Raw genomic sequence first — 26,241 nt, 5'->3', positions numbered from 1 at the left:
AAAACTTTATTATTAATGGTAATTTGTTCAGGAATCCACCTTGTTATGAGAGATTTGTTCAGCTTATTCCTTCATTATTTCTGCCATTGATTGTGATGTTACATTACTTAAGTGGGAAAAGAACGGGAATTTATTATGCAGATTCCACACATTTTGCAGTATGTAAAAATATCAGAATTAATTCTAACAGAACTTTTAATAATCTTGCAAAAATGGGACGTAGTTCTGTCGATTGGTTTTTTGGATTCAAGCTTCATATGATAATCAATGATAAGGGAGAAATTATTGCTGTTAAAATTACCAAAGGTAATGTTGATGACAGAATTGCATTTGAAGCAATGGTTATCAAAAAGGTCTAAAAGGTAAGTGTTATGATGATAAGGGGTTTATTTCAGAAAAAATGTTTACAAAACTTTATAAGCAAGGTTTAATAAAAATTACCGGAATAAGAAAGGATATGAAAAACTATTTATTACCTCTTTTGGATAAAATCCTTTTAAGGAAGAGATTCATTATCGAAACCATTTTTGGCTACATAAAAGAGAATTTTAATATTACTCCTTCCAGACATCGATCACCTATTAATTTCTTTACTTCTCTATTCTCTGCTCTTATTGCTTACCAACTTAAACCTAATAAACCATGTATTTCTTATCCATAATCGGAGTTAAATAGCTTAAATTTATTATTTTCATTATAATTATCTTCTATTTACTATTTATTAGTTATATATTAATAAATAAGTCTACTTTAATTATCAATTAAAATAATTTCATAGATAGCCTCTTAAAAATCATAAATTCTTATCATTAAAAAAAATTATTTTAACTCTCAATTTTTAGGAGTAAATTTTACAGGAAAAAATAATGAGCGAAGATATAAGATCAAAAGAAAGATTTAATCGGATTAACGATATATCAGAAACAAATAAAGATGGTCCAGAAGAAATTAGAAATAATTTTAAAAAATTTGTACTGAATATATTAGAAACAGACAATATAACCCCGTATAAGTTAAGTGAAAAAACAGGCACCCATGAAACAGCGTGGAAAAATTTTCTAGACGGTCGTACAAAAATGCCTGACATGGGAGCAATTGTTGCTCTTGCAGATTATAAAAATGTTCCACTAGATGAAGTAATAGGCAGAGATATAAATAAAGAAAAAAAGATAACGGTAGAAATAAAACAAACTCCGGAAATATCAGCATCTATAGCTAAACTACCAAAAGACATACTTCAAGAAGCCATGTTGATAGGAGAAAAAACTAGAGGATTTATTCATAAACCAACAAATAAAGATACAAAATCCTTTGCTGAACAAGTTAAAAGCTCTAATAAACCGAAAGGAAGGTCTATCTAAGTAAAAATATGTTTTTCAATATTGATCCCTAAAACCTTACTTGATATTCTAAAATGGAAAATAACTTCAAAACGACCAAAATGGCCGACAACACTGCCACTTACTTCTACTGATATTCCACCTCAAAAAATAACTAGCAACGAAAATATATATTCCTGTGAAATGAAGAGTTGGGATACGAAGATCAACTTGGAAAAGAGTAATCGGTCTGTAAGACGAGGAGCGGAGCATACAGAAGTACGTGAGCATCTGAGGACTTACAAAGACGACGCTGCCAATTTTTCAGGCAGAAAGAGTATAGTCAATTCAGTTGGATTTGCATACAAGGAGCGAGAAGCAAAGCCTATAACTAATAGGAGAGCGACGAGCAACGATGTAAGGGCAAGTCCAAATCAATTGACTATATACGAGTAAGTTATGTAGGGCATGTAACCTTTTTAATTCAAATAGAAGGTTTAAATATCTTAACCGATCCGGTATGGTCGGAGCGGGTTAGCCCTTTTACTTTTGCAGGACCAAAGAGAGTGGTAAAACCCAGTATTAATTTTACCGATTTACCTAAAATAACCCCGATTATGGATAAGAAATACATGGTTTATTAGGTTTAAGTTGGTAAGCAATAAGAGCAGAGAATAGAGAAGTAAAGAAATTAATAGGTGATCGATGTATGAAAGGAGTAATATTAAAATGTACAAGTTACGACTTAATCTGACAGAGTTGAGTAATAAGGCAGCTTGATGGGCAATCATCAAATTGTCTGATATTCTCTCTATATTACCAATATTTTTATCTATATTACCAATATTACCAATATTTTTATCTTTAGCAATATAAAGTGAATCTGTAAAAGATTGCATTGGTGTTTTACCAAAGCAATGTTTACCGGAATGAGGTCTTGCATTATTGTAACTCACAAGCCAGTTATCTATATCTGTTTGCAATTCATCAAGTGAATTATAAAATTTTTTGCGGAATAGAATGTGATAGCACTCTTCCTGCATAGTTTTATGGAAACGCTCACAGATACCGTTGGTTTGAGGACTATATGCTTTAGTTTTGGAATGATCGATATTCTCAATGCCAAGATATAGTTGGTAAGCATGGTTTTCTGGTTTTCCACAATATTCCGTACCTCTATCAGTTAATATTCTAAGCAGAGGGATATCATGGTTTGCAAAGAATGGAATAACCTTATCATTTAAGTGGTCTGCAGCTGTAATAGCCGTCTTTTCGGTATAGAGTTTACAAATAGCTACTCCTCAATAGGTATCGACAAAAGTTTGCTGATAAATACGGCCTATGCCTTTAATATTACCAACATAGTAAGTATCTTGTGAACCAAGGTAGCCAGGGTGCATAGTTTCTATTTCACCACTAGCTTCACGTTGGTTTTTAACTTTTTCAAGAACAGCAAGTTGATTATCACTTAAAACAATACCATCATTTGCTACTTTAGTCTCTAGAGCTTTTAGACGTTTTTTGAAACTTTCTAAATCATGACGTAACCACACAGATCTAACTCCGCCACCAGAAATGATTATCCCACTCTTGCGTAATTCATTAGCAGCACGTTCCTGACCAAATGCTGGAAATTCAACAGCTATATTAACTACAGCATCCTCTATATTTGCGGGCACACGATTCTTAATGCAAGCTTTACGTCTAGTCATCTCATATAGAGCTTCCCCCTCTCCCCACCTTGATCATGGAGCTCTTTGTAACGATAAAATGTATCCCTGCTATAACCCATTACTTTGCAAGCTTGTGATACATTCCCTAATTGTTCAGCGAGTTTTAATAAACCGATTCTTGGCTTTATGATTTTTTCTTGATATGTTGTCATCTGACAGTCTCCTTTTTAGTAGGTTGTTAAAACTTGCCAGGTACTATCTTATCTTTTTTCTTCGTACCCAACAATCCTTAACTGTCAGATCAATTCTTTACTTTTACAATTAAACCTTGCTTATAAAGTTTTGTAAACATTTTTTCTGAAATAAACTCCTTATCATCATAACACTTACCTTTTAGACCTTTTTTGATAACCATTGCTTCAAATGCAATTCTGTCATCAACATTACCTTTGGTAATTTTAACAGCAATAATTTCTCCCTTATCATTGATTATCATATGAAGCTTGAATCCAAAAAACCAATCGACAGAACTACGTCCCATTTTTGCAAGATTATTAAAAGTTCTGTTAGAATTAATTCTGATATTTTTACATACTGCAAAATGTGTGGAATCTGCATAATAAATTCCCGTTCTTTTCCCACTTAAGTAATGTAACATCACAATCAATGGCAGAAATAATGAAGGAATAAGCTGAACAAATCTCTCATAACAAGGTGGATTCCTGAACAAATTACCATTAATAATAAAGTTTTGGTAATAAGCTTTTAAATGTTTATATGCACTAAAATGGTAAAAATCATTATTGAGAGTTCTTCACTTAAGGAAAGCTTACCTTCTCTAAATCTTTGCTTATTACTTTTCAGCAATTGATGTTTTACCCATTTCTCATAAATTTTACAAAATTTATCTACTATACAAAATATTGTAGTATATTTACACATGTTATTAAACCTTTATTTTACTCCTTCAGTGCCCTATTTATATAAGGTTTAATAACTCTTGTAACCTTCCTTCCTCTCTATTCCTTATCCATAATCGGGGTTAAATAAGTTACTAATCTTGCAGGATCAGCTAGTTTTATTATAGCCTGTCTTGTAGTAATATTAGATTTGTTAGCTTCAAGTTCAACTAAGTTTTGAGTAACATAATTTTCAAATTGATTTAATAATTTACGCTTTGTTTCCGGGGCCGCTACGCTTTTAAACTTTTATAATAAATTACTTTGTCCTGATTTATAATAGTTAACACTAACATCTTTGCCTCTTATTAGGATCAGTAATATTAGTGCCAAAAAATACATGTTCAAAAGCTTCTTTTGTTAAAGGAACATCAACATAATTATTTACAACTTTTAAATCATCATTAACATCTACACCTCCTGTCATAGCTATATATTTTAACTGCTCCAAAGGTGTATTTAAATTTTCTATGTTATTAAAATGTATAGCTTTTTTGATTTTATCATTGACACTTACAGCATTTACCGAGTGGCTAACGACTCATCCACAAGATATTATTTATAATAAGTTAATTAGTTTGCTGATTAAATTTAATCAAAATAAAAATCTTCCTTTTATCGCACCACATTTTACTTTAGATATACTAACCGGTAATGATAGCCCTATTATATATACTACTATCGATAAAAATCTACAAACTACTATAGAGAAGCAAGTTCGGCTATATATTAATGATCGGGAAAAATACGGCATTAATAATGCCTCCGTAATTCTTATTGATTTTACTACTATGGAAGTGCTTGCAAGTATTGGCTCCGGAGAGTTTTTTAATAACGATATTTGCGGACAGATTAATGGCACCAAAAGTCGAAGATCTCCAGGCTCAGCTTTAAAAGCGTTTGTCTATGCACTTAGTTTTGATCAATCACTAATACATCCGTTAGCTTTACTAAAGGATACACCTACTTACTAATGATCATTATAAACCGGAAAATTTTGATAGCAGATTTACAGGCGGGTTAAGTGCTAGATAATCGTTAATAAAGAGCCGTAACGTACCTGTAATATTTCTAGCGTCTAAGTTAAAAAACCCGAATTTTTATGAGTTCTTACAACAAGCAAAAATTAGCGGCTTACGAAAACTTGAAAATTATGGCTTATCTATAGTACTCGGCACAGCAGAAATTACTCTTGAAGAGTTAACTACTCTTTATGCTATGCTTGCTAATTTCGGTACTTATAAACCGCTTAAGAAAAACTTGATGTCATACCGTGGCGGGACCACGGGATGACACGGACACCGTACTACTATCCCCCGAGGCAAGTTATCTAACACTTGATATTTAAAAGATACGACCCGTCCTATTACCTATAATAATACAAAGCATAACTTACCGATTTATTGGAAAACAGATACTTCCAGCTCATTTAGAGATGCACTTAGCGTCGGCATATTCGGGAAATACGTACTTGCCGTTTGGGTTGGGGATTTCAAAGGGCAAACTCACGGAACATTTACGGGTAATATCTCTGCAGCCCCTTTATTCTTTAATATTATCGAATCAATAGCCCATCCAAATAAAGATGAGGATTTAATCCTTTCAAAAATTAATGAACTAAATATTACTAAAGTAAAAGTTTGTGCAGATACGGGAGATATCGATAACGATATGTGTCCGGTTAAAGCAGAAGCCTTATTCATTAAAGGCAAATCACCGATAAAACAATCAGGCATTTATAGAAAAATGTTGATAGATTTAAAAACCAGTATGCCTGCTTGCAACTTTATTAAAGGACAAACAGAATATAAAACAGTAAATTTATGGCCGACAGATATGCTTTCGGTTTATCAAAAAGCTGGAATACATATATTACCGAAACCGATACCTACAAACCATTGCAATAGGTTGATAAATTGGCATCATCAAAAACCTAAAATTATATACCCGTTAAAAAATTCCGTACATTCAATTAAAAATAGTGATAATATTACTTTTAGTGCGATTAGCGATAATAAAACCAATAACATTTTTTGGTTTGTGGAGAATGAATTAATAGCAACCGCAAAACCAAACGAAGCAGTAATATGGCAAGCAAAAGCCGGTGAATTTATTATTAGAGCTATCAGTGATAGTGGCGAAAGCGACAGTATAAAAATTTATATTAAAGAATAAATTATTGGTTACATATGAAATTTAAAATTACTACAGAAGTTGATATTAACTCTTTAACAGACGAAGAAACCGCTCTTGATTCTTTAAAAGCAAATATTCTAAATGCATTGACTGAAGTTAATTATTCACTAATACAAGCAGTAAAAACACCAGAAAATACAGTAATAATAGGGTTGCCTCATAGCGGAAAAGCACATTTTTAAATGCTCTTGAAAACAACATTGAGATTATCGAAAACGGTAAAGAATTTACATTTGATAAATTATTTGATTTTGAAACAACGCCGGAAATTAAGCATACATATAAATCGGCTGTATATTACCCAAAAAAATTTGAAATTGCAGGAAAAGTATTTTGGGAATACTCTAACAGGGTACCTGATACAGTTCAAGAGTTAATCAATGTATTTTTCATTAAAAAGCTAGTTCAAATGACCGATAAATTAAAATTTATCATAGTAGCAAAAGAAGAGCCCATAAAATCCCCTAGTATCTTTAACAGGATTATAGAAGACTTTAAAAAGTTTTTCCCTTTAGAAGAATACAAAAAATTAAAAGGAAATGTTATATGCGTAATAACCCAACATAATGAAAATAATCATGAAAACATTATACCAATGTTACAAAATAGCATTGCTAGTAACAAGGATATATTAGAATCCTCTAATATAAAATTTTTCTGTAAACCTACTTCTCAAAATGAGGAAATAAAGCTCACTCTAGAGCTAAAAAACTTAGAAGAAAGAGCCGGTGTACAAAATCTAGGGATAAAGAATCTAAGTTCATTGCTAAAAGAACAAGACAGTCTTATAGAAAATTTATATATACAGATGCATGTAGAATGTATAATTAATACTATCCAATCAATTTTCAGAGATTTTAATATATCTACATCTCTTAACTGTGTAAAATTTTCAGATAATAATAACTATGATGATTATGTTAAACCATATTTACCAAGTTCTTCAATACAATATCCGGCTCTAAAAAAAATTCCTTCTTGTTTTGAAGGATTAGCACAATTATCGGAATTGCAAGCTATCATATCAAATAAACAAGCTAATAACCTTATAGAGGCAATATTTCAAATTTTAGACTCTATTGAGAAATTTACAGATAATAAGCCGGTTATTCAAGCTTACCGATATGTATTAAATCTACAAATTAAAGAATTATCATTATTTGAAGAAATGTTACCTACAACATGGTCTCAATCCAATGATTGCTATAGTTCCTTAATTGAAATATGTGATTTATTCATAAAAAATAACTATCTATCTTCTATAAAAAATATAGAACCTAAAAACGATCAACCGGTGCAATATTATGAAGAAGCATAGAGTGGTTAAATAAGTACCCTGACAAGGCGGAAGTAATTAAAACTATAGCTAGCTGCTACTCCAAAATAGGCGATATATTGAGCGAAGAAGAAGATTATAAGGGAGCTTTAGCTAATTATAATGCAACTCTAACATGTAATGAAGAACTTAAAGAAATGTACAATAAAATCGGTGATATGCTATTTATACTTAGGACGTCTATCATATTTTATAGAAAGAATAATAAATTAGACTCTATATTAAAATGTTATGACAGCCTCATAAATAAGGCTGAAAAGCCTATAAAATATGATTTATATTAGACCAAGGAAACGAACTTCGCTTTCAAAAACAACAGGAAGCAGATGCTGCGGAATCCTATTTTAAAGCAGCTGGTGTTGTACGTGATCCTCAAAAACAACAAAATGTAATGCTTATGGCATATAATACTTTCTTAGGAAACCCAAATAATAACGCAATTCAACAAACAGATATTTCAGCACAACAAAGAAAGGAGTATTTTAAGGATATAATCGGCGATATTATTGATCTACATTCTTAATAGATCATTTATGCTTACTTTAGCTCTAGTAGTTTTATCGACTTGTTTTACGATAACTACGCAATAAAGTCCAGGCTTGCCGGCTTCCTTAGCAGGTAATACTCCTGGAACTACAACGGAATAAGCCGGAATTCTGCCGTAAATAATTTCACCTGTATCTCTATATACTATTTTTGTAGAGCTACCGATAAACACCCCCATACTAATTACTGCTCCTTCCTCTACTATTACACCTTCTGCTATTTCCGATCTTGCACCGATAAAACAATTATCTTCAATAATAACGGGCTTTGCTTGCAGCGGTTCAAGTACCCCGCCTATTCCCGTGCCGCCTGAAATATGGCAATTCTTACCGATTTGAGCACATGAGCCAATAGTAGCCCATGTATCAATCATTGTTCCCTCATCTATATAAGCACCTATATTAATGAAAGAAGGCATAATTACAACATTTTTAGCTATATAAGTACCGGTTCTAACAACAGCTCCGGGAACTTTGCGTATAGCAGCTTCTTTGAATGTATTTTTATCGATATCTGCAGAAAATTTAGGGGCAACCTTATCATACCAACTATTATAATTGTTATTATAAAGCTGCGATTCCGTAGTGATAAAATATAGCAATATAGCTTTCTTTACCCATTCATTAACTTGCCAATTATTTTCTTGCTTTTCACAAACACGAATTGTACCTTGATTTAAGACTTCTATAATATCATTAAGAGTCTTCTTTAATGTTATAAGCTTTGAAGAATCTTGAAGAAGTTTGTCCTTAATGTGCCAAGCTTCTTCAATTTCTTTAATAAGATAGGACATATCTTTTAACTGTTTTATTGCCAAAAATAATAAATGAGATTATCATGAAGTCAAACATTATAATTATAATTAACTATGTATATTACTTGCCCAAATTGCCAAACAAGATTTATTGTTACAAGCAATCAAATAGGTATTAACGGACGACGAGTAAAATGTTCCAAATGTAGCCATTTGTGGTATCAAAAATTAGACTATAACACTAGTAAATTAAATGACTTTAAAGATAAAGTAAACACGGAAATTATTAAAACTCCTATTAAAAATCATTATAATGCTAATGTGCCGGTTATTTTACCGTATATTTCTCCTAAGAAAAAATATAATATATTTCCAATATTATGGACTAGCTTTATAATTTTTTGTTTAGTGATATTACTAATAGATAGTTTTAAATTCTTAGGTAAATATGATCAATTAAAGATAGAGGAAATTAATTTAGGAAAATCTCGTCATATAGGCGGTATGAAGATATTTTATAAATTATCTAATCAGTCTGATTATTTAATTTCTGATCCTATAATCAAAGTTAGAGTAATGGATACTAATGATCAAGCTTTAGATGAATATGTATCAATTACAAAACTACAAACAAAAATCCCTGCAAAACAAGCAATATATCTAGAAATGAATATTGAAGGGATCCCTGTTACGGCAAAATATATTGATATTGTTATAGGTAATAGATTAGGGCTTTTATTTAAGTGAAGACGGTTCGTGGATCGATTTATCCGTCATTGCGAGGAAATTACGTAAGTAATTGTACGTACGCAATCTCAGGAGTGTGTTATTATTTCATGAGATTGCCACGCAGCCTACGGCTGCTCGCAATGACGACTCAGTATCCACGCCCCCCCGTCTTTTCTCATGAATGATATACAAAAAAATAAAAATACCCATAAGCCGAAACTTATGGGTATTACTAAAGATATAATAATTTTTATTATCGTGTATTAGGAAACACCACAACTTGAGCTATTAGTATCACTTGATACCATATTAACAATATCTGGAGCTTTAAATAATATAATGATTGCAGTAACTACCACTAAAGCTATTTCCCACTGCAATTTTCCTCTTAATGTTTGAATTCCCAGAACAATTATACCGACAACAGCTATACCTTTTGCAGTATTGCCTCTGAATACTTTAATTAACTTACATAATGCATCACCCACAGGATCGTCGACATTATTACCTAAACTATCAAAAGCTACCATAATAATAGCCACACTTAGAATAGTAAATAATATGCGTAATGATAGATTATAATCGATTAATTCTTCGTTTAATTTACGAATAGGAAAGTTCATATGTTTTACCTCAATAAAATAATTAGCAAAAAAATAATGTATAATTTATTTATATATAAATCAACTCCTAAATATATGCAATTTTAATTAATATGCAAAAATATTTTAAAAACACTTATTTTAAGTAACATTATAATCACATATAGTATAATTTAACTTCCAAATATATAAACAAACGTAAATAAAAATAACCAAACCACGTCCACAAAATGCCAGTACCATGCAGCAAATTCAAACCCTAAATGTCCATTACCTTCTGTAGTAAAATCTCCTCTTTTTGCTCTAAAGTAGCAAACTATTAGAAATATAGTACCTATAATTACATGAGCTCCATGAAAACCCGTTGCTAAATAAAAATTAGAAGCATATATACCATCTGTAAATTTAAACGCCGCATGATAATATTCATATGCTTGCATAGTTGTAAAAAATATTCCAAGCAATATGGTAAGAGCAAGTGCAGTTACGCAATCTTTTTGATTTTTTTCTTCTAAGGCGTAGTGAGCCCAAGTAACGGTAGTGCCTGATAAGAGTAATATTAAAGTATTGATAAACGGAATATCAAACGGATCAAAAGTTTTAATTGTAGGTGGAGGCCAAATTCCCTGCTTTACAACCCATACACCGTCTAAAAGACCTACGGGGGATAGACTTGATTTAAAAAAAGAAGCAAAAAATACACCAAAAAATACTATTTCCGTTAAGATAAATAACGCCATACCTATTTGTAAACCTTTTCTAACAGGACTAGTATGCTGATGTTCGACTATTCCTTCTTTCACTACATCTTTCCACCAAGAATATAAACAGTAACCTACTGAAATAACTCCTGCAGATAAAATATATATATTAAATTTATAGCCATGCATGAACGAGACGCCGCCTATAACCAAAAGAAGTAAAGCAAAAGATGTTAGGACGGGCCAAGGGCTTGGATCTACTATATGGAATAAGTGCGATTTAGTAATAGGATGTGAATTTGAATTCATATTTTATCATTTTCTAATTATACTTCGAGTAGATATACGAAGATCAACTTGGAAAAGAGCAAGGAGTCTGTAAGCCAAGGAGCAGAACAGTAATATGTGAGCGTCCAAGGTCTTACAAAGACGAGATAGTCAATTTTTCAAGTTCTATCTTAGTATATAAATAAATATAAATTATTATTGATGTAAAAGCAAATTCTAGAAGCAGATTATATAGAAAATATACCTCATAACTCAGAATTACATTATTTATTATTAATGACAACTAAAATCTCTTGACTCTATATATTATTCAACTAATATATAGACCGCTAATAATGTTTAAGCTCCATTGTTGCAAGACCAATCTGTCAAAACTTAATATTAAGTTATGCCAGGGGTCTATTATTATAAGTGAGTAAAATCATGAAGTATAATGGAGGTTGTTGTCTTACAGCAACGGAGCTTACCCCTGGCACCTTTATTTATTAATTCTAGATTAAGTTTAGGCATAAATTAAATAAAGGAATTGCGAGTAGTATTAACTATGTTTGATAAAAATAAAGATTTATTAATTCTAAAAAATACAAATGCAAAAAATAAAGAAAAAATTAAAAAAATTTTTTCTTTTCATCACCGTTTCTAATAATATTATTAATGTTTTTTTATTATCTTCTTAATATCTTAAAAGTAAAATATTTCTAGATTTTTCAACTAATTAAGCTGTTAACTCTAAATTTTCTTACTTAAAATTATAGAGATACGACAAATTATCTTCACTATTTTACTAGTTATTTCTGCAAATATTGCCTCAGTACTATCATTCATTATAGCAATATTTTTATGTTCAATTTCATCAAGTCGAAATTTAATAATATTATTTAATAATTCCGGCTCAACATTTTTATTTTCTAAATAATTTATTTGCTGTTCATAATGTTTTTCTATTACTTCTTCTACACTCTCGGTAACAAGCATCGCCGTTTTTATTCCCATCAAGGAAGATAAAGCACCAAGTAAAAATCCGTAATGATGCCAAAAAAATAATAAAAACGTGGGTCTTACTTCTTTTTCTAGTAATTTTTTTTCAAAAAAATTTAAATGGACCTCTTCGTGATCAAGCATTTCTTTAATCAATATATGATCATTTTGAGATTTGATATATTTTAGCTGCCCTTGATAAATTCTTTTTGCACCATACTCTCCAGCATGATTAACTCTAATTATCTCGTGAATTTGTTTGTCAGGGGCAGAAAAATCAGGTCTAGGCATAATGTATACTCGTTTAATTTGAAAAATTGGCTACGTCGTCTTATAAGAGCTACAGTGCTCACGTATTTAAGTATACGCTCCTCGCCTTATAGTCTCCTTGCTCTTTTCCAAATTAAACTTCGTCTACTCTTCATTTACTTTGGAGTATACTTTGGAATAAATCGAAACTAGCAGGATTTAACTTATAATCCACTTCTGCCTGTTGTAGCAGTTTTAAAGTCTTTAGACATTCGGTTAGGCTAAGACTACCTGCTATTTTCGTAAAATCATTAATATACTGATAGAAAATCGGTGGGGATAATGATTTTATTGCGAGTTCCAAACGCTCACCGTTTTTTACTTTCGACAAAACTATATATAAATTTAAATAATGCCTTATTAAGGCTCTAATAATTAAAACTTCATTGATATTTTGTTTTTTTAATATTTCCAGCTCTTGCAGAAAATTACTATAATCTTTTTTTGAAAAATACATTGCTAAATCACTGCCGTTTGCCGTAATTTCGCTACTTATAACTTCTAGAACATCGTTTAAAGTAATTTCGCGTTCATCATGAACAAAATATATTAATTTATTTATTTCGCTACAAATTAAATCATGATCACCTTTTAAATGAGCTTTTAAATAAGTGATAGCTTCTTTACTTATAATTTTATTAGTTTTTTCTACTTTACCTAAAATAATTCGTTCAATTTTTGCTTCATCGTCATGATAACAAGCAACTGCCGCTAAATATTCTTCCGTTTCAAAAAACTTTTTAAAGCTCCCACTTGAAGTAATTTCCTCACCGATAAACACAGGAAAATTTATATAATCATTGCTTAGAATTGTTTTTAAATTCTTATCGATTGAATTCCCAACCGATCTAATTTTAATTAATTCTTTTTGACCAAAAAAATTAGACGAATTAAGTAATATTTCTAAAGATGAAATATTAAGATCTGCGTATTCTATAGAAGTTTGTAGCATATTTAAGCTTTTGACTAAATGCTTACAAATTTTTTCTATATAACCTTTATCAGGACCATATAGTAAAAGAGCTCTAATCTTTCCGGCTGTTATTAGTTCAAATAATCTACCTATTTGTGAAAAATAAAATTTCATAGCTTAACTATTCCCGTGTAAAATATAAAATTAATCTGCTACGAATTTCTTCTGCTGCTTGATATGCCAAGTCTATTCCTGTTTCATCTCTTTCAACATTTGTTGCATATGGTGTAAAAATAGCATTATATGACGTGTTTTGGTAAAACTTCTCTTCAATTAAAACCTTTTGGCTTTCTATATCAATTAATTTATACCTAACTAATTGATTAATATATTCCCTTAAAACATTGGAGTTTTTTTCAATAGTAGCAGGCATAGTTGTTGCGATAAGCTCTGCTTTAAGCAGGTATTTTGCTTTTGCTTTCTGAGGTAAAATACTAGTTAAACGATGATAAAACTCAGCTCCTTCAATTGTTCTAATCGGTTCAACTTCAATAGCTTCTAAATCATTATTTCTACTGTATTTTTCACTATATACCGGTTTTAAATTACAACTGCTCATTAGAAAGAATATAATTACTACAAATAAAGAACGCATATATAGATTAAGATTGGTTTTTTATATTAATAACAGTTTATTTCGATTTTGTGAAAGAAAATTATAACAATTAGTATTTAATACTTATAGTAATTATATGTTATTGACATTTATAAATAAGACTTATATACTTGCCGCTTCAAAATAATTTTAAGGTATTAGATGTTATTAGATAAACTTGTTCTAAGTGTTCCAACAGAAATAAAAACAGTATTGGTAAAAATAAAAGCATATTTTTCTGTTCCAACAGAAATAAAAATAGCATTGGTAAAAATAAAAGCATATTTTCCCTTCCCAAAAAAAGAAAAAGTAACTTTAACAAAATATGACTCAACAGAAAATATTGAAACACACAAAGTAAATACAAATGAAGCTAAAACTGTAAAGGTTACAAAAAAGGATTTAGAAAAATCTTTTAAGTTATATGAAGAAAAATTGACAATATTAGCACAAAAACTATCATCACAAACATCAATTAGTTATGATGATTATAACTCTCAAACAGAGTATTACCCATTGATAGGAGAAGATGGAAATATCAAGTATATCCCTACTACTGAATTATAATTTTTAATCTTTAAATTTGATCAGTAAGTTTTACATACTCACTGCTTTTAACTCTCTACATCTTCCTTGCAAATCTAATACTCTATGTTAAATTTACAAGGAAGATGCTTGTCCAATAATTTACAAATTTTGTATACAAGTTCCATTATTGTATGCTTATTTTTTCCGATTATAGACATATCATCTTCTAAATATTTGTGCATATCTTCTTCCAAATTATTACACGGTGTTATATTGTATTTTGATGATTCTATAGGAATTCGATCTTTAACATCTCGAGTGTAAGCTTGTAATATTTCTACTATCTCTACCCTACTTCCATAATATGTAGAATAATCTAATGGAGTAAGACCTGAAGCATCTTTATTGTGTTACTAAAGTAGGTTTTGCCTGTAATAGAATTTCAATAACGTCTTTATTATTAACCCCTGCAATTGCCGAATGTAATACCGATAGACCCTGAGGAGTCGTAGAATCTATAGAATCCCGATTTACTTTTAAGATTGCTACCACTAACTCTTTTTTACCATGTTCAGCCGCTTCGTGTAATAAGGCAGTGGGATTATTTTCAATACATACCTTTAATGCACTATTAAAAATTGCTATACCGTCTTTTGTCTTACCTTTAAACAATTCTCCTAACTCATCTATATCGCTCTTTACCGATGCAGATTTCATTTCTCTCTCTGAATCGGGGGAATCTAGGCTTGGAGTTTTATATTGACTTAAATCTGATGTAAGTAAAGTAACCCCGATTATGGATAAGGAATAGAGAGGAAGGAAGGTTGCAAGAGTTATTAAACCTTATAAATAGGGCACTGAAGGAGTAAAATAGGTTTAATAACATGTGTAAATATACTACAATATTTTGTATAGTAGATAAATTTTGTAAAATTTATGAGAAATGGGTAAAACATCAATTGCTGAAAAGTAATAAGCAAAGATTTAGAGAAGGTAAGCTTTCCTTAAGTGAAGAACTCTCAATAATGATTTTTACCATTTTAGTGCATATAAACATTTAAAAGCTTATTACCAAAACTTTATTATTAATGGTAATTTGTTCAGGAATCCACCTTGTTATGAGAGATTTGTTCAGCTTATTCCTTCATTATTTCTGCCATTGATTGTGATGTTACATTACTTAAGTGGGAAAAGAACGGGAATTTATTATGCAGATTCCACACATTTTGCAGTATGTAAAAATATCAGAATTAATTCTAACAGAACTTTTAATAATCTTGCAAAAATGGGACGTAGTTCTGTCGATTGGTTTTTTGGATTCAAGCTTCATATGATAATCAATGATAAGGGAGAAATTATTGCTGTTAAAATTACCAAAGGTAATGTTGATGACAGAATTGCATTTGAAGCAATGGTTATCAAAAAGGTCTAAAAGGTAAGTGTTATGATGATAAGGGGTTTATTTCAGAAAAAATGTTTACAAAACTTTATAAGCAAGGTTTAATAAAAATTACCGGAATAAGAAAGGATATGAAAAACTATTTATTACCTCTTTTGGATAAAATCCTTTTAAGGAAGAGATTCATTATCGAAACCATTTTTGGCTACATAAAAGAGAATTTTAATATTACTCCTTCCAGACATCGATCACCTATTAATTTTTTTACTTCTCTATTCTCTGCTCTTATTGCTTACCAACTTAAACCTAATAAACCATGTATTTCTTATCCATAATCGGGGTTAAATAAGAATAAACGCATATCCACTAACGGATCATCACTTTTAAGTTGGCGTAAGGTAAATATTATTAGTAACACAATGCCAATTAATAGCATTCCGCCGGATGCTAGATTCATAATACCGTATTTAGCCAACATCTTAATGCCTTGAACTAAAGCTGCCATCCCAAAAAACGATTGAAATACTTCTATCCAATCCCATGGTTCATTACTAGGATTAGATGATTCAGGAATCCAAACTATGCCAAAAGTAAGCAAATGCTTAAAATAATTAAATATGCCATCTAAATTTATAAGATGTAGATGCTGAGTTATCTTTAGCGATATATTCAGTTTGTGAGAATTGTGATACCATATGTGATAAGTTATTTAATAAGGGTTTAAATCTATCTTTTTTGGAAACTATGCGACGTTAACAAGTAATTTAATTAGCTTTAAAATTTATAATATAAGTCAATTTAACATTTAAGCATCACCTAGTATGGAAGTCAAGATTTAATCTTACAAGCACAATAACATAAATAAAATTTGATTTTTCTTTCTCAAGCTTATATTTTAATTGATTGATAAGTTTATAATATGGAAATTTATGTCAAATACAGATAAGGAAAGAGCCATTGCCGCAGCACTCGCACAAATCGAAAAAAGCTACGGTAAAGGTTCGGTAATGAAACTAGGGCAGCGTCCAAATGTTGATATAGAGGCCGTATCGACCGGCTCACTTGGGCTAGATATAGCTCTTGGGATTGGCGGTGTTCCTAAAGGCAGAATAATCGAGATTTTTGGTCCTGAAAGCTCAGGTAAAACTACTTTAACACTACATTTAATTGCCGAAGCACAGAAAAAAGGCGGCACATGTGCTTTTATTGATGCTGAGCATGCATTAGACCCTGCTTATGCTAAAAAATTAGGCGTAAATATTGATGAGCTTATTATTTCACAGCCCGATACAGGTGAACAAGCCCTAGAAATTGCCGATACGTTAATTCGTTCCGGCGGTATTGATATGATAATAATAGATAGTGTTGCGGCTTTAGTACCGAAATCAGAGATTGAGGGCGAAATGGGTGATGCTCAAATGGCTTCTCAGGCAAGATTAATGAGCCAGGCTTTGCGTAAACTTACCGCATCAATTAATCGTACCAATTGTATTACTGTTTTCATCAACCAAATCAGAATGAAAATAGGTGTGATGTTCGGTAGTCCTGAAACTACGACAGGCGGTAATGCCTTAAAATTCTATGCTTCTGTTAGAATCGATATAAGAAGAATCGGCTCCATTAAAGATAAAGAAGAAGTAATAGGCAGCCAAACCAAAGTAAAAGTAGTCAAGAACAAAGTATCTCCTCCGTTTAAAACTGCAGATTTTGATATAATGTACGGTTCAGGTATTTCAAAAGAAGGCGAGATAATCGACCTTGGAGTTAAGCTTGATATTGTTGAGAAATCCGGTTCTTGGTTTTCCTACAATAACGTACGCATAGGTCAAGGGCGTGAAAACGTCAAACAATATTTAAAAGAACATCCACAAATTTCCAACGAAATTGAGAAAATAATACGTGAAAAATCGTCAAAAATTACTAATATAAATCTTGATCAAACGGAGGAAGAAAATGATTGATTTAACAGGTAAAACTTCCTTAATTACGGGAGCTTCAGGAGGCATAGGCGGAGCTATAGCAAGGTTACTACACAAACTCGGAAACCATGTAATTATTAGCGGTAGTAATGAGGAAAAATTAAAATCCCTTGGAAAGGTTTTAAAAGATAATTATACGATAGAAATATGCAACCTTGCAAATAAGGAAGAATGCAGCAATTTAATATCTAAAGCATCAAAGCTAGATATTTTAGTATGTAATGCCGGTATTACTAGCGATACGCTAGCAATTAGAATGAAAGATGAAGATTTTGACAAAGTTATTGATATTAATTTAAAAGCAAATTTTATTTTAAATCGTGAAGCAATAAAAAAAATGATGCAAAACAGGTATGGACGCATTATTAACATATCTTCAATAGTAGGAATTTCAGGTAACCCTGGGCAGGCTAATTATTGTGCTTCTAAAGCAGGTTTAATAGGCATGACCAAATCGCTCTCTTATGAAGTTGCAACCAGAGGAATTACGGTTAATGCAGTAGCTCCAGGATTTATTAAATCAGATATGACCGATAAACTAAACGAAAAACAAAGAGAAGCCATAGTACAAAAAATTCCGCTAGGTACTTACGGTATGCCGGAAGACGTGGCAAATGCAGTCGCATTTTTAGCAAGCGATCAGGCATCATATATTACCGGTCAAACTATACATGTAAACGGCGGTATGTTAATGGTATAAAAATTAATAAGATTATTTTGTGCTAGCATAAAATAATTTTTTGTGCTAGAAGTTCTTTTAAAGATAAAATGCTATAAATATTTTAAATAAATATTCATACAGTTAAAATAAAGTCTAATAGCCGAATAACCGCTATTATACGGCATATAAAATTAAATGATTTATGGAGTTCAAAATTATGAGTACAACGGACAAGATCGAACAGAAAGTTATTGAAATGGTTGCTGAAAAGCTAAATAAAGATAAATCGATAATAACTACGGATTCAAGATTTATAGAAGATTTGAAAGCTGATAGCCTTGATACCGTAGAATTAATGATGGCAATAGAAGTTGAATATGGTATTGATATCCCTGATGATGAAGCTACTAAAATTAAAACCGTATCCGATGTTATAAAATATATCAAAGAACGCCAATCTTAATCTGCATAAATTAAATCCCTAATAGATAATTAAAAATGTCGAATCAAAGAGTAAATAAAAGAGTAGTTATTACCGGACTTGGACTTGTTACTCCTGTTGGGCTTAATGTTAGCTCATCTTGGAAAAATATTGTAACCGGAGTAAGCGGTATAAAAACTATTACGGAATTTGACACCTCTAAACTTGCGTGTAAAATTGCCGGACTTATAGATAACTCTGAGAAAGATGGATTTAAACTTGAAAATTTCACACAAGCAGATGACGTTAATAGACTAAGTAAAATGGATAAATTTATCCATTACGGAGTAGCAGCCGCAACCGAAGCAGTTGAAGATAGCGGCTGGTTACCCGAAGATGAAGAATCTCGTGATAGAACCGGCTTGATATTAGGTTCAGGAATCGGCGGGCTTAAAATGATCGAATATACCTCTATCAAACTTTATCAAGAAAATAACGGCAAAGTTAGCCCTTTCTTTATTCCCGCCTCATTAATTAACCTTTTATCCGGTCTTGTTTCTATAAAATACGGTTTTAGCGGTCCGAACCAAACGGCAGTAACAGCTTGCTCTACAGGGGCACATGCTATAGGCGATGCTATGCGTATGATAAAGCACGGCTATACCGATGTTATGATCGCAGGCGGTGCAGAAGCTCCAGTTACACCTGTTGGAGTTGCAGGTTTCGTTGCTGCTAGAGCATTATGTACTAAATATAACGATAATCCTGAAAAAGCCTCAAGACCTTGGGATAAAGACCGCAGCGGTTTTGTTATGGGTGAAGGAGCAGGCGTTGTAGTCTTGGAAGAATATGAGCACGCTGTAAATCGCGGTACTAAAATTTACGGTGAAGTTATAGGATACGGCTCTACAGGTGACGCATATCATATGACAGCCCCACATCCTGAAGGTAGAGGAGCTTATAGAGCGATGAGAGACGCAATGCTAGATGCAGCTATCACGCCCGATATGATTGATTATATTAATGCACACGGTACTTCTACTACACTTGGTGATGGAATAGAATTAGCAGCCGTACAAAAATTATTTTTAGAAGCGAATCCCAAAGTTTTAATGTCTTCTACTAAATCATCAATAGGACATTTGCTTGGTGCGGCAGGAAGTGTTGAGTTTATCTTTTCAGCTCTTGCAATTAGAGATCAGATTGCACCACCAACCTTAAACTTAGATAACCCTATGGATGAGGTTAAGATAGATTTAGTTGCACTTAAAGCTAAGAAAACTAAGATAGATTACGTGCTTTCCAACTCGTTCGGATTCGGTGGTACTAATGCCAGTTTAGTGATTAAGAAGGTTTAGTCTAAATCATTGTCATACCGTGGCTTGACCACGGTATCCAGCTTAAAAATGCTAAAAAATATATATCCTAAATTGTTTTCTGGATACCATGGTCAAGCCACGGTATGACACCATTATGACCCCAATTTATTACATCAAAAACGGTAATCTAAGCTTTGCGGATAAAGTAATTTTATCTGATTTAGAGCTTTATTTGTACAAAGGCGATAAGATTTGTCTTATAGGACGTAACGGCTGCGGAAAATCAAGCTTAATGAAAGTAATATCAGGTAATTATGAGCTAGATAACGGTGAGTTATTTCAAGATCCTTTAGTTACAACCGGTTATTTAAGACAAGATATTTCTATAAAAACTAATCTAACTGTTTATGATTTTGTCTTACAACAAACAGATAGTACAAAAGAAATAGATAAATACCAAATCGATATAATTCTAGAAAAATTACAAATCAACGGAACAGATAACTTATCAACCTATTCAGGGGGTCAGCTTAGAAGAGCAAGCCTTGCTAAAGCTTTAATATTAGAGCCGGAAATATTACTACTTGATGAACCGACTAACCATCTAGATATTGAAACAATCGAATGGTTAGAAGAATTTGTTAAATCTTATAACGGTGCTATTATTTGCGTTAGTCATGATAGAACATTCCTCTCAAATGTTACTAATAAAATTTGGTGGCTTGATAGAGGGATTTTACGTAAATCCGATAAAGGATTTAACTTTTTTGATGAATGGCAAACCATTATCATAGAACAAGAAGAAGCCGCTCTTCGGAAATTAAATAAAAAATTATCTCAAGAGAATGAATGGTTAAATGCCGGTGTTACTGCTAGACGTAAGCGGAATCAAAAGAGACTTGCGGAGTTGAAAGCTTTAAGAGCAATAACACAAGAACAGACTGAAAAACTAGCTAGTTCAAAACAAAGAGTTAGGGCAGAGCTTGCCGAAAATATAGCTAAAAGTAAATTCATTATTGAAGCAGATAATATTACTTTTAGTTATAAAAATACTAAAATTATTGATAATTTTAGCTTTCGTGTAAAAAAAGGCGAGAAAATCGGTATAATCGGTGCAAACGGCTCAGGCAAATCCACCTTTATCAAATTACTAACAAAGCAACTTACACCTGACTTGGGTAAAATTATATATGGCAGTAATTTAGATATTTCATATTTTGATCAACATAGAGAAAAACTAGAGCCTAATCATACATTACAACAAACTTTATGTCCTACAGGCGGTGATCAAGTATTTTTGCCAAACGGTAAAACCATGCATGTTGCCGGTTATTTAAAACAATTTATGTTTAATCCTAAAATACTTAATGCAAAAACTGCTATTTTATCAGGCGGTGAAGCTAATAGATTATTACTTGCAAAAATTCTAATTAACCCTGGAAATCTGTTAATTTTAGATGAACCGACTAATGACCTCGATATGGATAGTCTGGAAATTTTACTAGATATACTTGCAGATTATTCAGGTACTTTAATAGTCGTGAGCCATGATCGTGACTTTTTAGATAGGTTAGTTACTAGAACTTTAGTTTTCGCTCAAGGTAAAATTCATGATTTGACAGGAGGTTATGAAGATTATAAGCAGTATTTTACTACCTCTCCTATAACTAAAAAAGCTTCAAAACCACTACCATTAACTTCTCAAAAAGAACCTCTAAATAAAAAGCTATCTTATAAATACCAGCGTTTGCTTGAAACATTACCAAATGATATTGAGAAGCTAGAAATATCCATCAAACACTTAGACAAAGAACTTGAAGACGTTAATCTGTATTTAGATAATCCTCAAAAATACACTCAGATCACAAATCAATTAACTCATGATAAAAAGAAGCTAGATGAGTTATTAAATCAATGGCTAGAAATACAAAATTAATTTTTGTTAAAATTTTCTTGACTTAATTGTTAATTTTTGTTAACGTTTTATGGATAATGGGAACACACATAAAAGGTTATTGTGAGTAAAATTACGAATAAAGGATATCCACAAAAAGAAAAAACAACTGATCCTCAAGCACTTAATGATATCAAAGCTATTCTTGCTCAAATTACCGCTACTAATAACCCTGCAGAGTTAAGTAGATTAGTAAGTGCAGCTCGAAATATTAAATCCGATAGTTCTTTTATTAATGATACAGCAGAAAAAGTAGAGGCTATAGCATTAAAAAAGCAAGAACTAGCAGAAAGCCAGCTTAATTCTGAAATTACTCAAAAAGAGCTAGAACAGGAAGAAGCAATAATACAATATAAAATGGAAGCTGCAAGACAAATTCAAGAACTTAATGCTATCCATGATGGATTTAAGAGAAAATCAGAAGAATATAAAAAATTATCTTCTCCTATAGCAACAATGGTTAGAATAAATGAAAATGGAGAAGAGATAATCGATGAACAGGCGATTAATAAAAATATTTTAACTAAAGAAGAAATAGAAGAACGTAGACAAAAACTTGCAGAGTTTAAGGAGGAACAAGAAAAAGTAAATATAGTAGTTAAAAAAGCTAATGAAGAAAAAGAGATTATAGAAAAAGAAATTAATGATTTAACCGAGAAATTAAAAGATAAAAATTTATTACCTGAACAAATTAAGGAATTAGAAGAGAATTTAAAAGTAAAGAAAGAAAATCTAGCAGTTAAAAACACTGTAGTACAAGAAGCTAAAAAAGTTCAAAAACACGTTCAAGAAGAAATAGAAAGTGTTAATGTATTTCACCAAGAAAATCAAGAAAAAATAAATCAGCTTGGAGATGCTATAGAGAAATCAAAAAATACTCTAGGTCCTAACAAACATCAAGAATTAAAACAGAAGCATTTTTTACTCAATAACCAACAGGAAGCAATAGTCAATAATAAAAATTTAAGCAGTGAAGATCAAGATGTACGTAAAAATATATGTAGTAAAATTAATACTCAACGTGAAGCTAATAAAATAAAAGATTCTTTAAATAACCCAATAGCTACCCCAAAGAATCACCAAGTTGAGCAAAGTAATCAAGTTCAACAAAAAAAACAAAATAACGTGTGGATAAGATAAAATTTAACAAATAAATATAGGAGAAAATATGAGTAAACAAAGTAATGATATGGATACATTAGCGGAATTACAAAGAATTAAAGCTAAAACAACAACTTTATCAAACGAGATAAAATCTCAACCTATGAAAAATATGGTAAGCCCACCTAATAGTACCGGAACAACATATTTAACAGTTGATCAAAATTTTGATAAAATGCATAATAATGATTATGAAGCTCAGCAAACAAAACTTGCCGGCAAAGGTGCTAAAAAAGGCGTATGTGAAATAATATAACATTCTAAAAGCTGTAACTATATAGTTACAGCTTTTGTATCATTTTGAATTAAGCTCGAAAGACCTATTGCCTGTATTTTTTCTGACAATTTAAAGCTAATATCACCTGGAAATATTACATTAATTTGATCAAGTTTTAAATCTTCTAAAGATATTTGCATTGATTTTGTAATGCTCGGTGTATTTGTATATTTAATTTCAAACCCCAAACGTTTTCCATTTTTAAAAATTAAAAGATCTATTTCCGCTCCATTATGAGATGACCAAAAATAACATTCTTCGGGTTCTGCCTTATAATATCTAATAATTTGTTCTAAGGCAAATCCTTCCCATGATGCACCTATTTTAGGATGAGTGCTTAAAGCTTCATAATTAAGCCTAATAAAGCGTGATATATTCCACTATCTTTAAAAAAGATTTTTGGAGTTTTAACTTGTCTTTTTTTAAGGTTTTCATACCAAGGCTGCAAAATACGGATCATAAAAGTTCCCTCTAAAATATCTAAATAATGCTTTGCGGTATGATATGAGATAGATAAAGAATTCCCAAGTTCTGAGGCATTAAATATATTAGCGTGATAATGGCAAAGCATTAACCAAAACCTACGTAACTGCATAGACGGAATTGTAAAACCTAAATTTGGTATATCTCTTTCTAAAAATGTTTTAATGTAATTCTGACGCCATAAAGCACTTAACTCTTCATCATCTGCAAGATATGATAAAGGAAATCCGCCGCGTATCCATAATTGCTGAGTACCTGACACTTCAGATAAGGTAAACGGTGTCATTTCAATATAACCTATTCTACCTGCTAGTGTTTCAGAACCTTGTTTAATTAAGTCTCTTGATGCACTGCCTAGTACTAAAATTTAATATCAGTTGTATCAACAAGAACTCTTAAAATAGGGAATAGATTCGGTTTATACTAAATTTCATCAATAATAACAAATCCTTTTAGATCAGACAAAGCAAGCATCGGTTCATTTAATCTTGCTAAATCTAAGGGATTTTCAAGATCAAAAATATTGATTTTAGGAATATTATAAGCTTCTGCGAACTGTTTAGAAAGGGTAGTTTTTCCGCACTGCCTTGGTCCTAACAAGACACAAACTTTATGAGTTTTAAAATGTTTTATTATTGATAAAAGGAATTGTTTTCTAAGCATTTAAACTAGTACCATGAAAATTAGAAACATAACTTCTAATTTTCAGTATAGAAAGAAAAAACGATAAAGTCAAAACGCTTTTTCTCGTTCTGCAACTATAATCGCATGTATTTTTTTAAGTGTATGGTCGAAATCATCGTTAGTAATTACATAATCGTACTCATTAGCATGTGACATTTCGTTTTGTGCCGACTGCATACGTAATTTTATTGCTTCTTCATTATCGGTCGCTCTATTTCTTAAGCGTTGTTCCAGTATTTCAATACTAGGAGGTAATACAAATATAGCAACAACATTAGTAACATTTTTCTTAATACTCCTTGCTCCTTGCCAATCAATATCAAACAAAACGTCCAAGCCTTGATTTAATAACATTTCGACATATTCTTTAGGCGTACCGTAATAATTATCGTATATTTTAGCATATTCAAGAAATTTATTCTGCTTAACTAATTCTTCAAACTCTAGACCGGTCTTAAAGTAATAGTTTATACCCTCTACTTCTCCTAAACGTGGTTTTCTTGTAGTTGCCGAAATAGATAAACGCAAATTATTATCTATTTTCAATAATGCTTTAGCTAAACTTGACTTACCTGTACCTGAAGGGGAAGATAAAATTATAATCAGTCCTTTATTTTTTATTGTCATATTTTATGTTTTATTTCGTAGGTACAGCATATTTCAGAAAGATTCAGACAAGATGAATTTAAATGCGAGCCTGCGAAAGCAGTAGGTAAACTACGTGAGTACAGGCGAGTCATGCAAAATTCGCTTGTATCAAGCTTTATGAATTATTCTGTACTTTTCTTTTTATTACCTCATCCATAGTACAATTAAAATATTTTGCTATTTTTAAAATAGTATCTATTTCAGGATTAAATTCACGATTAACTTCTGCTCTCATAATTCTGCTAACGGTCGTGTAAGGGATATCAGTAACTTGAGCAAGATATTTACGATCTATCTTTTCTTGTTTTAATTTTTCTTCTAAAAATTCTTTTACTTTAGTAGCAAGTGCCATATCACATACTCCGAATAAATTAAATATTGATGTAGTATAATTCAGAAAGCTTCAGACAAGACGAATTTAAAGGCAAGACCTACAAAAGCTTTTTGAATTATACTACAATGCGTTTTTTATAATTATAGGTAATTTATACGATCTTAATAATTACAAATCAAACCTGATATTATAATTTCTATATTTAGAATTGCTACTTAAAAACATTTCAGCAGCCCTAGTAATTCTTCTTTGCTGATTGAAAGATACAAATCTATCATCAATTTTAGAGCTTCTTGCTTTGACTTCAATAAAAACAATTTCTTTATTACGTAACGCAATAATATCTATTTCACCGACATAATAACGTTTTCTATGATGTAGTATTTGATAAAATTTTAATTTATAGATATTATGCAAATATATTCGGCAATAATG

The 26,241-nt window shown here is 31.2% G+C and carries 32 protein-coding genes and 7 pseudogenes; 23 read left to right on the top strand and 16 right to left on the bottom strand.

The features are described from left to right. Positions 1–95 precede the first annotated feature (95 nt). The 5 genes and pseudogenes from RMONA_RS10735 to RMONA_RS11100 all read left to right on the top strand — a co-directional run. On the top strand, positions 96–359 hold the full coding sequence (locus RMONA_RS10735; RefSeq protein ID WP_023507103.1) for a transposase: 264 nt from the start codon (positions 96–98) through the stop codon (positions 357–359). Between the two features lie 41 nt (positions 360–400). Beyond that, the gene (locus RMONA_RS10730; RefSeq protein ID WP_023507102.1) at positions 401–661 is read left to right on the top strand and encodes a transposase; all 261 of its coding nucleotides are present in this window, start codon (positions 401–403) and stop codon (positions 659–661) included. A 205-nt stretch (positions 662–866) separates the two neighbouring features. Continuing rightward, a complete protein-coding gene (locus tag RMONA_RS00615) occupies positions 867–1,361 on the top strand; it encodes a hypothetical protein (RefSeq protein WP_023507170.1) in 495 nt (164 codons plus the stop codon). 8 nt (positions 1,362–1,369) lie between these two features. After that, positions 1,370–1,508 (top strand): annotated as a pseudogene (locus tag RMONA_RS11605) (palindromic element RPE3 domain-containing protein); the annotation flags it as partial. Positions 1,509–1,661: 153 nt separating this feature from the next. After that, a pseudogene (locus RMONA_RS11100) lies at positions 1,662–1,783 on the top strand (palindromic element RPE2 domain-containing protein); the annotation flags it as partial. Positions 1,784–1,803: 20 nt separating this feature from the next. Here the strand turns inward: RMONA_RS11100 and RMONA_RS09850 are convergent. From RMONA_RS09850 to RMONA_RS08995, 4 genes and pseudogenes are all read right to left on the bottom strand, one after another. Continuing rightward, on the bottom strand, positions 1,804–1,953 hold the full coding sequence (locus tag RMONA_RS09850; protein WP_206778315.1) for a hypothetical protein: 150 nt from the start codon (positions 1,951–1,953) through the stop codon (positions 1,804–1,806). A gap of 208 nt (positions 1,954–2,161) precedes the next feature. Continuing rightward, positions 2,162–3,204 (bottom strand): annotated as a pseudogene (locus RMONA_RS00605) (IS481 family transposase); the annotation flags it as partial. An 89-nt stretch (positions 3,205–3,293) separates the two neighbouring features. After that, the gene (locus tag RMONA_RS00600; RefSeq protein WP_052701310.1) at positions 3,294–3,650 is read right to left on the bottom strand and encodes a transposase; all 357 of its coding nucleotides are present in this window, start codon (positions 3,648–3,650) and stop codon (positions 3,294–3,296) included. A 590-nt stretch (positions 3,651–4,240) separates the two neighbouring features. Further along, on the bottom strand, positions 4,241–4,402 hold the full coding sequence (locus tag RMONA_RS08995; protein WP_023507167.1) for a hypothetical protein: 162 nt from the start codon (positions 4,400–4,402) through the stop codon (positions 4,241–4,243). 70 nt (positions 4,403–4,472) lie between these two features. Here RMONA_RS08995 and RMONA_RS09945 point away from each other — a divergent pair. The 6 genes and pseudogenes from RMONA_RS09945 to RMONA_RS10725 form a co-directional block, all read left to right on the top strand. Next, positions 4,473–6,126 (top strand): annotated as a pseudogene (locus RMONA_RS09945) (penicillin-binding transpeptidase domain-containing protein); the annotation flags it as partial. A 14-nt stretch (positions 6,127–6,140) separates the two neighbouring features. Then, on the top strand, positions 6,141–6,329 hold the full coding sequence (locus tag RMONA_RS00590) for a hypothetical protein (RefSeq protein ID WP_023507164.1): 189 nt from the start codon (positions 6,141–6,143) through the stop codon (positions 6,327–6,329). A gap of 227 nt (positions 6,330–6,556) precedes the next feature. After that, a pseudogene (locus RMONA_RS11095) lies at positions 6,557–6,782 on the top strand (hypothetical protein). Between the two features lie 128 nt (positions 6,783–6,910). After that, the gene (locus tag RMONA_RS11090; protein ID WP_339325419.1) at positions 6,911–7,465 is read left to right on the top strand and encodes a hypothetical protein; all 555 of its coding nucleotides are present in this window, start codon (positions 6,911–6,913) and stop codon (positions 7,463–7,465) included. 77 nt (positions 7,466–7,542) lie between these two features. After that, positions 7,543–7,767: a hypothetical protein gene (locus RMONA_RS00575; protein ID WP_023507162.1), complete on the top strand. Its 225-nt coding sequence runs from the start codon at positions 7,543–7,545 to the stop codon at positions 7,765–7,767. A gap of 113 nt (positions 7,768–7,880) precedes the next feature. Beyond that, positions 7,881–8,006 (top strand): hypothetical protein, encoded by a 126-nt coding sequence (locus RMONA_RS10725; protein ID WP_256377109.1) that lies wholly within the window; start codon positions 7,881–7,883, stop codon positions 8,004–8,006. Here the strand turns inward: RMONA_RS10725 and dapD are convergent. Beyond that, positions 7,995–8,822 carry a 2,3,4,5-tetrahydropyridine-2,6-dicarboxylate N-succinyltransferase gene (gene dapD, locus RMONA_RS00570; protein WP_023507161.1) on the bottom strand — a complete coding sequence of 276 codons (828 nt, stop codon included), beginning with the start codon at positions 8,820–8,822 and terminating at the stop codon, positions 7,995–7,997. The two genes, RMONA_RS10725 and dapD, sit on opposite strands and share 12 nt — an antisense overlap. 75 nt (positions 8,823–8,897) lie before the next feature. Between dapD and RMONA_RS00565 the strand changes: the two genes are divergently transcribed. Beyond that, positions 8,898–9,530 carry an MJ0042-type zinc finger domain-containing protein gene (locus tag RMONA_RS00565; protein ID WP_023507160.1) on the top strand — a complete coding sequence of 211 codons (633 nt, stop codon included), beginning with the start codon at positions 8,898–8,900 and terminating at the stop codon, positions 9,528–9,530. Between the two features lie 245 nt (positions 9,531–9,775). On the opposite strand, the gene RMONA_RS00560 is transcribed toward RMONA_RS00565, so the two are convergent. The 5 genes from RMONA_RS00560 to RMONA_RS00540 form a co-directional block, all read right to left on the bottom strand. After that, positions 9,776–10,135 carry a TrbC/VirB2 family type IV secretion system protein gene (locus RMONA_RS00560; RefSeq protein ID WP_008580702.1) on the bottom strand — a complete coding sequence of 120 codons (360 nt, stop codon included), beginning with the start codon at positions 10,133–10,135 and terminating at the stop codon, positions 9,776–9,778. Positions 10,136–10,287: 152 nt separating this feature from the next. After that, a complete protein-coding gene (locus tag RMONA_RS00555; RefSeq protein WP_023507159.1) occupies positions 10,288–11,124 on the bottom strand; it encodes a cytochrome c oxidase subunit 3 in 837 nt (278 codons plus the stop codon). A 708-nt stretch (positions 11,125–11,832) separates the two neighbouring features. Next, a complete protein-coding gene (locus RMONA_RS00550) occupies positions 11,833–12,372 on the bottom strand; it encodes a demethoxyubiquinone hydroxylase family protein (protein ID WP_023507158.1) in 540 nt (179 codons plus the stop codon). A gap of 130 nt (positions 12,373–12,502) precedes the next feature. Beyond that, positions 12,503–13,477, bottom strand: a complete 975-nt coding sequence (holA, locus tag RMONA_RS00545; protein WP_023507157.1) for a DNA polymerase III subunit delta — start codon at positions 13,475–13,477, stop codon at positions 12,503–12,505. A 7-nt stretch (positions 13,478–13,484) separates the two neighbouring features. Next, on the bottom strand, positions 13,485–13,958 hold the full coding sequence (locus RMONA_RS00540; RefSeq protein ID WP_008580713.1) for a hypothetical protein: 474 nt from the start codon (positions 13,956–13,958) through the stop codon (positions 13,485–13,487). 162 nt (positions 13,959–14,120) lie between these two features. On the opposite strand from RMONA_RS00540, the gene RMONA_RS00535 reads away from it, so the two are divergent. Then, positions 14,121–14,525, top strand: a complete 405-nt coding sequence (locus RMONA_RS00535; protein ID WP_023507156.1) for a hypothetical protein — start codon at positions 14,121–14,123, stop codon at positions 14,523–14,525. Between the two features lie 363 nt (positions 14,526–14,888). Here RMONA_RS00535 and RMONA_RS09930 read toward each other — a convergent pair whose 3' ends face one another. Beyond that, entirely contained in the window at positions 14,889–15,203 is a 315-nt protein-coding gene (locus RMONA_RS09930) for an ankyrin repeat domain-containing protein (RefSeq protein ID WP_023507155.1), read from the bottom strand. Between the two features lie 451 nt (positions 15,204–15,654). On the opposite strand from RMONA_RS09930, the gene RMONA_RS10720 reads away from it, so the two are divergent. Together RMONA_RS10720 and RMONA_RS10715 are read left to right on the top strand one after the other, a co-directional pair. Next, on the top strand, positions 15,655–15,918 hold the full coding sequence (locus RMONA_RS10720; protein ID WP_023507103.1) for a transposase: 264 nt from the start codon (positions 15,655–15,657) through the stop codon (positions 15,916–15,918). Positions 15,919–15,959: 41 nt separating this feature from the next. Beyond that, positions 15,960–16,220 carry a transposase gene (locus RMONA_RS10715; RefSeq protein WP_023507102.1) on the top strand — a complete coding sequence of 87 codons (261 nt, stop codon included), beginning with the start codon at positions 15,960–15,962 and terminating at the stop codon, positions 16,218–16,220. Here the strand turns inward: RMONA_RS10715 and RMONA_RS09520 are convergent. Then, a complete protein-coding gene (locus RMONA_RS09520; protein ID WP_023507153.1) occupies positions 16,211–16,483 on the bottom strand; it encodes a hypothetical protein in 273 nt (90 codons plus the stop codon). The two genes, RMONA_RS10715 and RMONA_RS09520, sit on opposite strands and share 10 nt — an antisense overlap. Positions 16,484–16,814: 331 nt before the next feature. On the opposite strand from RMONA_RS09520, the gene recA reads away from it, so the two are divergent. The 7 genes from recA (at position 16,815) to RMONA_RS00480 (ending at position 23,636) form a co-directional block, all read left to right on the top strand. After that, complete coding sequence (gene recA, locus RMONA_RS00510; protein ID WP_023507152.1) at positions 16,815–17,846, top strand: recombinase RecA; 1,032 nt, start codon at positions 16,815–16,817, stop codon at positions 17,844–17,846. Beyond that, positions 17,839–18,564 (top strand): 3-oxoacyl-ACP reductase FabG, encoded by a 726-nt coding sequence (fabG, locus tag RMONA_RS00505; RefSeq protein ID WP_023507151.1) that lies wholly within the window; start codon positions 17,839–17,841, stop codon positions 18,562–18,564. The genes recA and fabG overlap by 8 nt, the downstream gene beginning before the upstream one ends. 163 nt (positions 18,565–18,727) lie before the next feature. Further along, complete coding sequence (acpP, locus tag RMONA_RS00500; protein WP_008579292.1) at positions 18,728–18,988, top strand: acyl carrier protein; 261 nt, start codon at positions 18,728–18,730, stop codon at positions 18,986–18,988. Between the two features lie 35 nt (positions 18,989–19,023). Next, positions 19,024–20,304 (top strand): beta-ketoacyl-ACP synthase II, encoded by a 1,281-nt coding sequence (gene fabF / locus RMONA_RS00495; protein WP_023507150.1) that lies wholly within the window; start codon positions 19,024–19,026, stop codon positions 20,302–20,304. A 115-nt stretch (positions 20,305–20,419) separates the two neighbouring features. Beyond that, a complete protein-coding gene (locus tag RMONA_RS00490; RefSeq protein ID WP_037230857.1) occupies positions 20,420–22,201 on the top strand; it encodes an ABC-F family ATP-binding cassette domain-containing protein in 1,782 nt (593 codons plus the stop codon). Between the two features lie 81 nt (positions 22,202–22,282). Further along, entirely contained in the window at positions 22,283–23,359 is a 1,077-nt protein-coding gene (locus RMONA_RS00485) for a coiled-coil domain-containing protein (protein WP_023507148.1), read from the top strand. Between the two features lie 28 nt (positions 23,360–23,387). Next, on the top strand, positions 23,388–23,636 hold the full coding sequence (locus tag RMONA_RS00480; protein WP_023507147.1) for a hypothetical protein: 249 nt from the start codon (positions 23,388–23,390) through the stop codon (positions 23,634–23,636). Between the two features lie 17 nt (positions 23,637–23,653). Here RMONA_RS00480 and RMONA_RS00475 read toward each other — a convergent pair. Next, positions 23,654–24,803, bottom strand: a pseudogene (locus RMONA_RS00475) (ATP-binding protein). A 69-nt stretch (positions 24,804–24,872) separates the two neighbouring features. Beyond that, positions 24,873–25,451: a guanylate kinase gene (gmk, locus tag RMONA_RS00470; RefSeq protein WP_023507143.1), complete on the bottom strand. Its 579-nt coding sequence runs from the start codon at positions 25,449–25,451 to the stop codon at positions 24,873–24,875. 30 nt (positions 25,452–25,481) lie between these two features. On the opposite strand from gmk, the pseudogene RMONA_RS11085 reads away from it, so the two are divergent. Then, positions 25,482–25,604, top strand: a pseudogene (locus RMONA_RS11085) (palindromic element RPE3 domain-containing protein); the annotation flags it as partial. On the opposite strand, the gene RMONA_RS00465 reads toward RMONA_RS11085, so the two are convergent. Both RMONA_RS00465 and RMONA_RS00460 read right to left on the bottom strand, forming a co-directional pair. After that, positions 25,588–25,824 carry a helix-turn-helix transcriptional regulator gene (locus RMONA_RS00465; protein WP_008579283.1) on the bottom strand — a complete coding sequence of 79 codons (237 nt, stop codon included), beginning with the start codon at positions 25,822–25,824 and terminating at the stop codon, positions 25,588–25,590. The pseudogene RMONA_RS11085 and the gene RMONA_RS00465 overlap by 17 nt on opposite strands. A 150-nt stretch (positions 25,825–25,974) precedes the next feature. Beyond that, positions 25,975–26,223, bottom strand: coding sequence for a YraN family protein (locus RMONA_RS00460; protein WP_023507142.1), 249 nt, complete (start codon positions 26,221–26,223; stop codon positions 25,975–25,977). Between the last annotated feature and the right edge of the window lie 18 nt (positions 26,224–26,241).

It is taken from the genome of Rickettsia monacensis, assembly GCF_000499665.2.
Classification (GTDB): domain Bacteria; phylum Pseudomonadota; class Alphaproteobacteria; order Rickettsiales; family Rickettsiaceae; genus Rickettsia; species Rickettsia tamurae.
This window is presented reverse-complemented; position numbering and strand designations above follow the sequence as displayed.

Excerpts from the sequence above, each read along its gene's own strand:
- RMONA_RS10735 (WP_023507103.1), top strand. The coding sequence starts at position 96 with ATGTTACATTACTTAAGTGGGAAAAGAACGGGAATTTATTATGCAGAT.
- RMONA_RS10730 (WP_023507102.1), top strand. The coding sequence starts at position 401 with ATGTTTACAAAACTTTATAAGCAAGGTTTAATAAAAATTACCGGAATA.
- RMONA_RS00615 (WP_023507170.1), top strand. The coding sequence starts at position 867 with ATGAGCGAAGATATAAGATCAAAAGAAAGATTTAATCGGATTAACGAT.
- RMONA_RS09850 (WP_206778315.1), bottom strand. The coding sequence starts at position 1,953 with ATGTATTTCTTATCCATAATCGGGGTTATTTTAGGTAAATCGGTAAAA.
- RMONA_RS00600 (WP_052701310.1), bottom strand. The coding sequence starts at position 3,650 with ATGTTACATTACTTAAGTGGGAAAAGAACGGGAATTTATTATGCAGAT.
- RMONA_RS00590 (WP_023507164.1), top strand. The coding sequence starts at position 6,141 with ATGAAATTTAAAATTACTACAGAAGTTGATATTAACTCTTTAACAGAC.
- RMONA_RS10725 (WP_256377109.1), top strand. The coding sequence starts at position 7,881 with ATGGCATATAATACTTTCTTAGGAAACCCAAATAATAACGCAATTCAA.
- dapD (WP_023507161.1), bottom strand. The coding sequence starts at position 8,822 with ATGTCCTATCTTATTAAAGAAATTGAAGAAGCTTGGCACATTAAGGAC.
- RMONA_RS00565 (WP_023507160.1), top strand. The coding sequence starts at position 8,898 with ATGTATATTACTTGCCCAAATTGCCAAACAAGATTTATTGTTACAAGC.
- RMONA_RS00560 (WP_008580702.1), bottom strand. The coding sequence starts at position 10,135 with ATGAACTTTCCTATTCGTAAATTAAACGAAGAATTAATCGATTATAAT.
- RMONA_RS00555 (WP_023507159.1), bottom strand. The coding sequence starts at position 11,124 with ATGAATTCAAATTCACATCCTATTACTAAATCGCACTTATTCCATATA.
- RMONA_RS00550 (WP_023507158.1), bottom strand. The coding sequence starts at position 12,372 with ATGCCTAGACCTGATTTTTCTGCCCCTGACAAACAAATTCACGAGATA.
- holA (WP_023507157.1), bottom strand. The coding sequence starts at position 13,477 with ATGAAATTTTATTTTTCACAAATAGGTAGATTATTTGAACTAATAACA.
- RMONA_RS00540 (WP_008580713.1), bottom strand. The coding sequence starts at position 13,958 with ATGCGTTCTTTATTTGTAGTAATTATATTCTTTCTAATGAGCAGTTGT.
- RMONA_RS00535 (WP_023507156.1), top strand. The coding sequence starts at position 14,121 with ATGTTATTAGATAAACTTGTTCTAAGTGTTCCAACAGAAATAAAAACA.
- RMONA_RS09930 (WP_023507155.1), bottom strand. The coding sequence starts at position 15,203 with ATGAAATCTGCATCGGTAAAGAGCGATATAGATGAGTTAGGAGAATTG.
- RMONA_RS10720 (WP_023507103.1), top strand. The coding sequence starts at position 15,655 with ATGTTACATTACTTAAGTGGGAAAAGAACGGGAATTTATTATGCAGAT.
- RMONA_RS10715 (WP_023507102.1), top strand. The coding sequence starts at position 15,960 with ATGTTTACAAAACTTTATAAGCAAGGTTTAATAAAAATTACCGGAATA.
- recA (WP_023507152.1), top strand. The coding sequence starts at position 16,815 with ATGTCAAATACAGATAAGGAAAGAGCCATTGCCGCAGCACTCGCACAA.
- fabG (WP_023507151.1), top strand. The coding sequence starts at position 17,839 with ATGATTGATTTAACAGGTAAAACTTCCTTAATTACGGGAGCTTCAGGA.
- acpP (WP_008579292.1), top strand. The coding sequence starts at position 18,728 with ATGGAGTTCAAAATTATGAGTACAACGGACAAGATCGAACAGAAAGTT.
- fabF (WP_023507150.1), top strand. The coding sequence starts at position 19,024 with ATGTCGAATCAAAGAGTAAATAAAAGAGTAGTTATTACCGGACTTGGA.
- RMONA_RS00490 (WP_037230857.1), top strand. The coding sequence starts at position 20,420 with ATGACCCCAATTTATTACATCAAAAACGGTAATCTAAGCTTTGCGGAT.
- RMONA_RS00480 (WP_023507147.1), top strand. The coding sequence starts at position 23,388 with ATGAGTAAACAAAGTAATGATATGGATACATTAGCGGAATTACAAAGA.
- gmk (WP_023507143.1), bottom strand. The coding sequence starts at position 25,451 with ATGACAATAAAAAATAAAGGACTGATTATAATTTTATCTTCCCCTTCA.
- RMONA_RS00465 (WP_008579283.1), bottom strand. The coding sequence starts at position 25,824 with ATGGCACTTGCTACTAAAGTAAAAGAATTTTTAGAAGAAAAATTAAAA.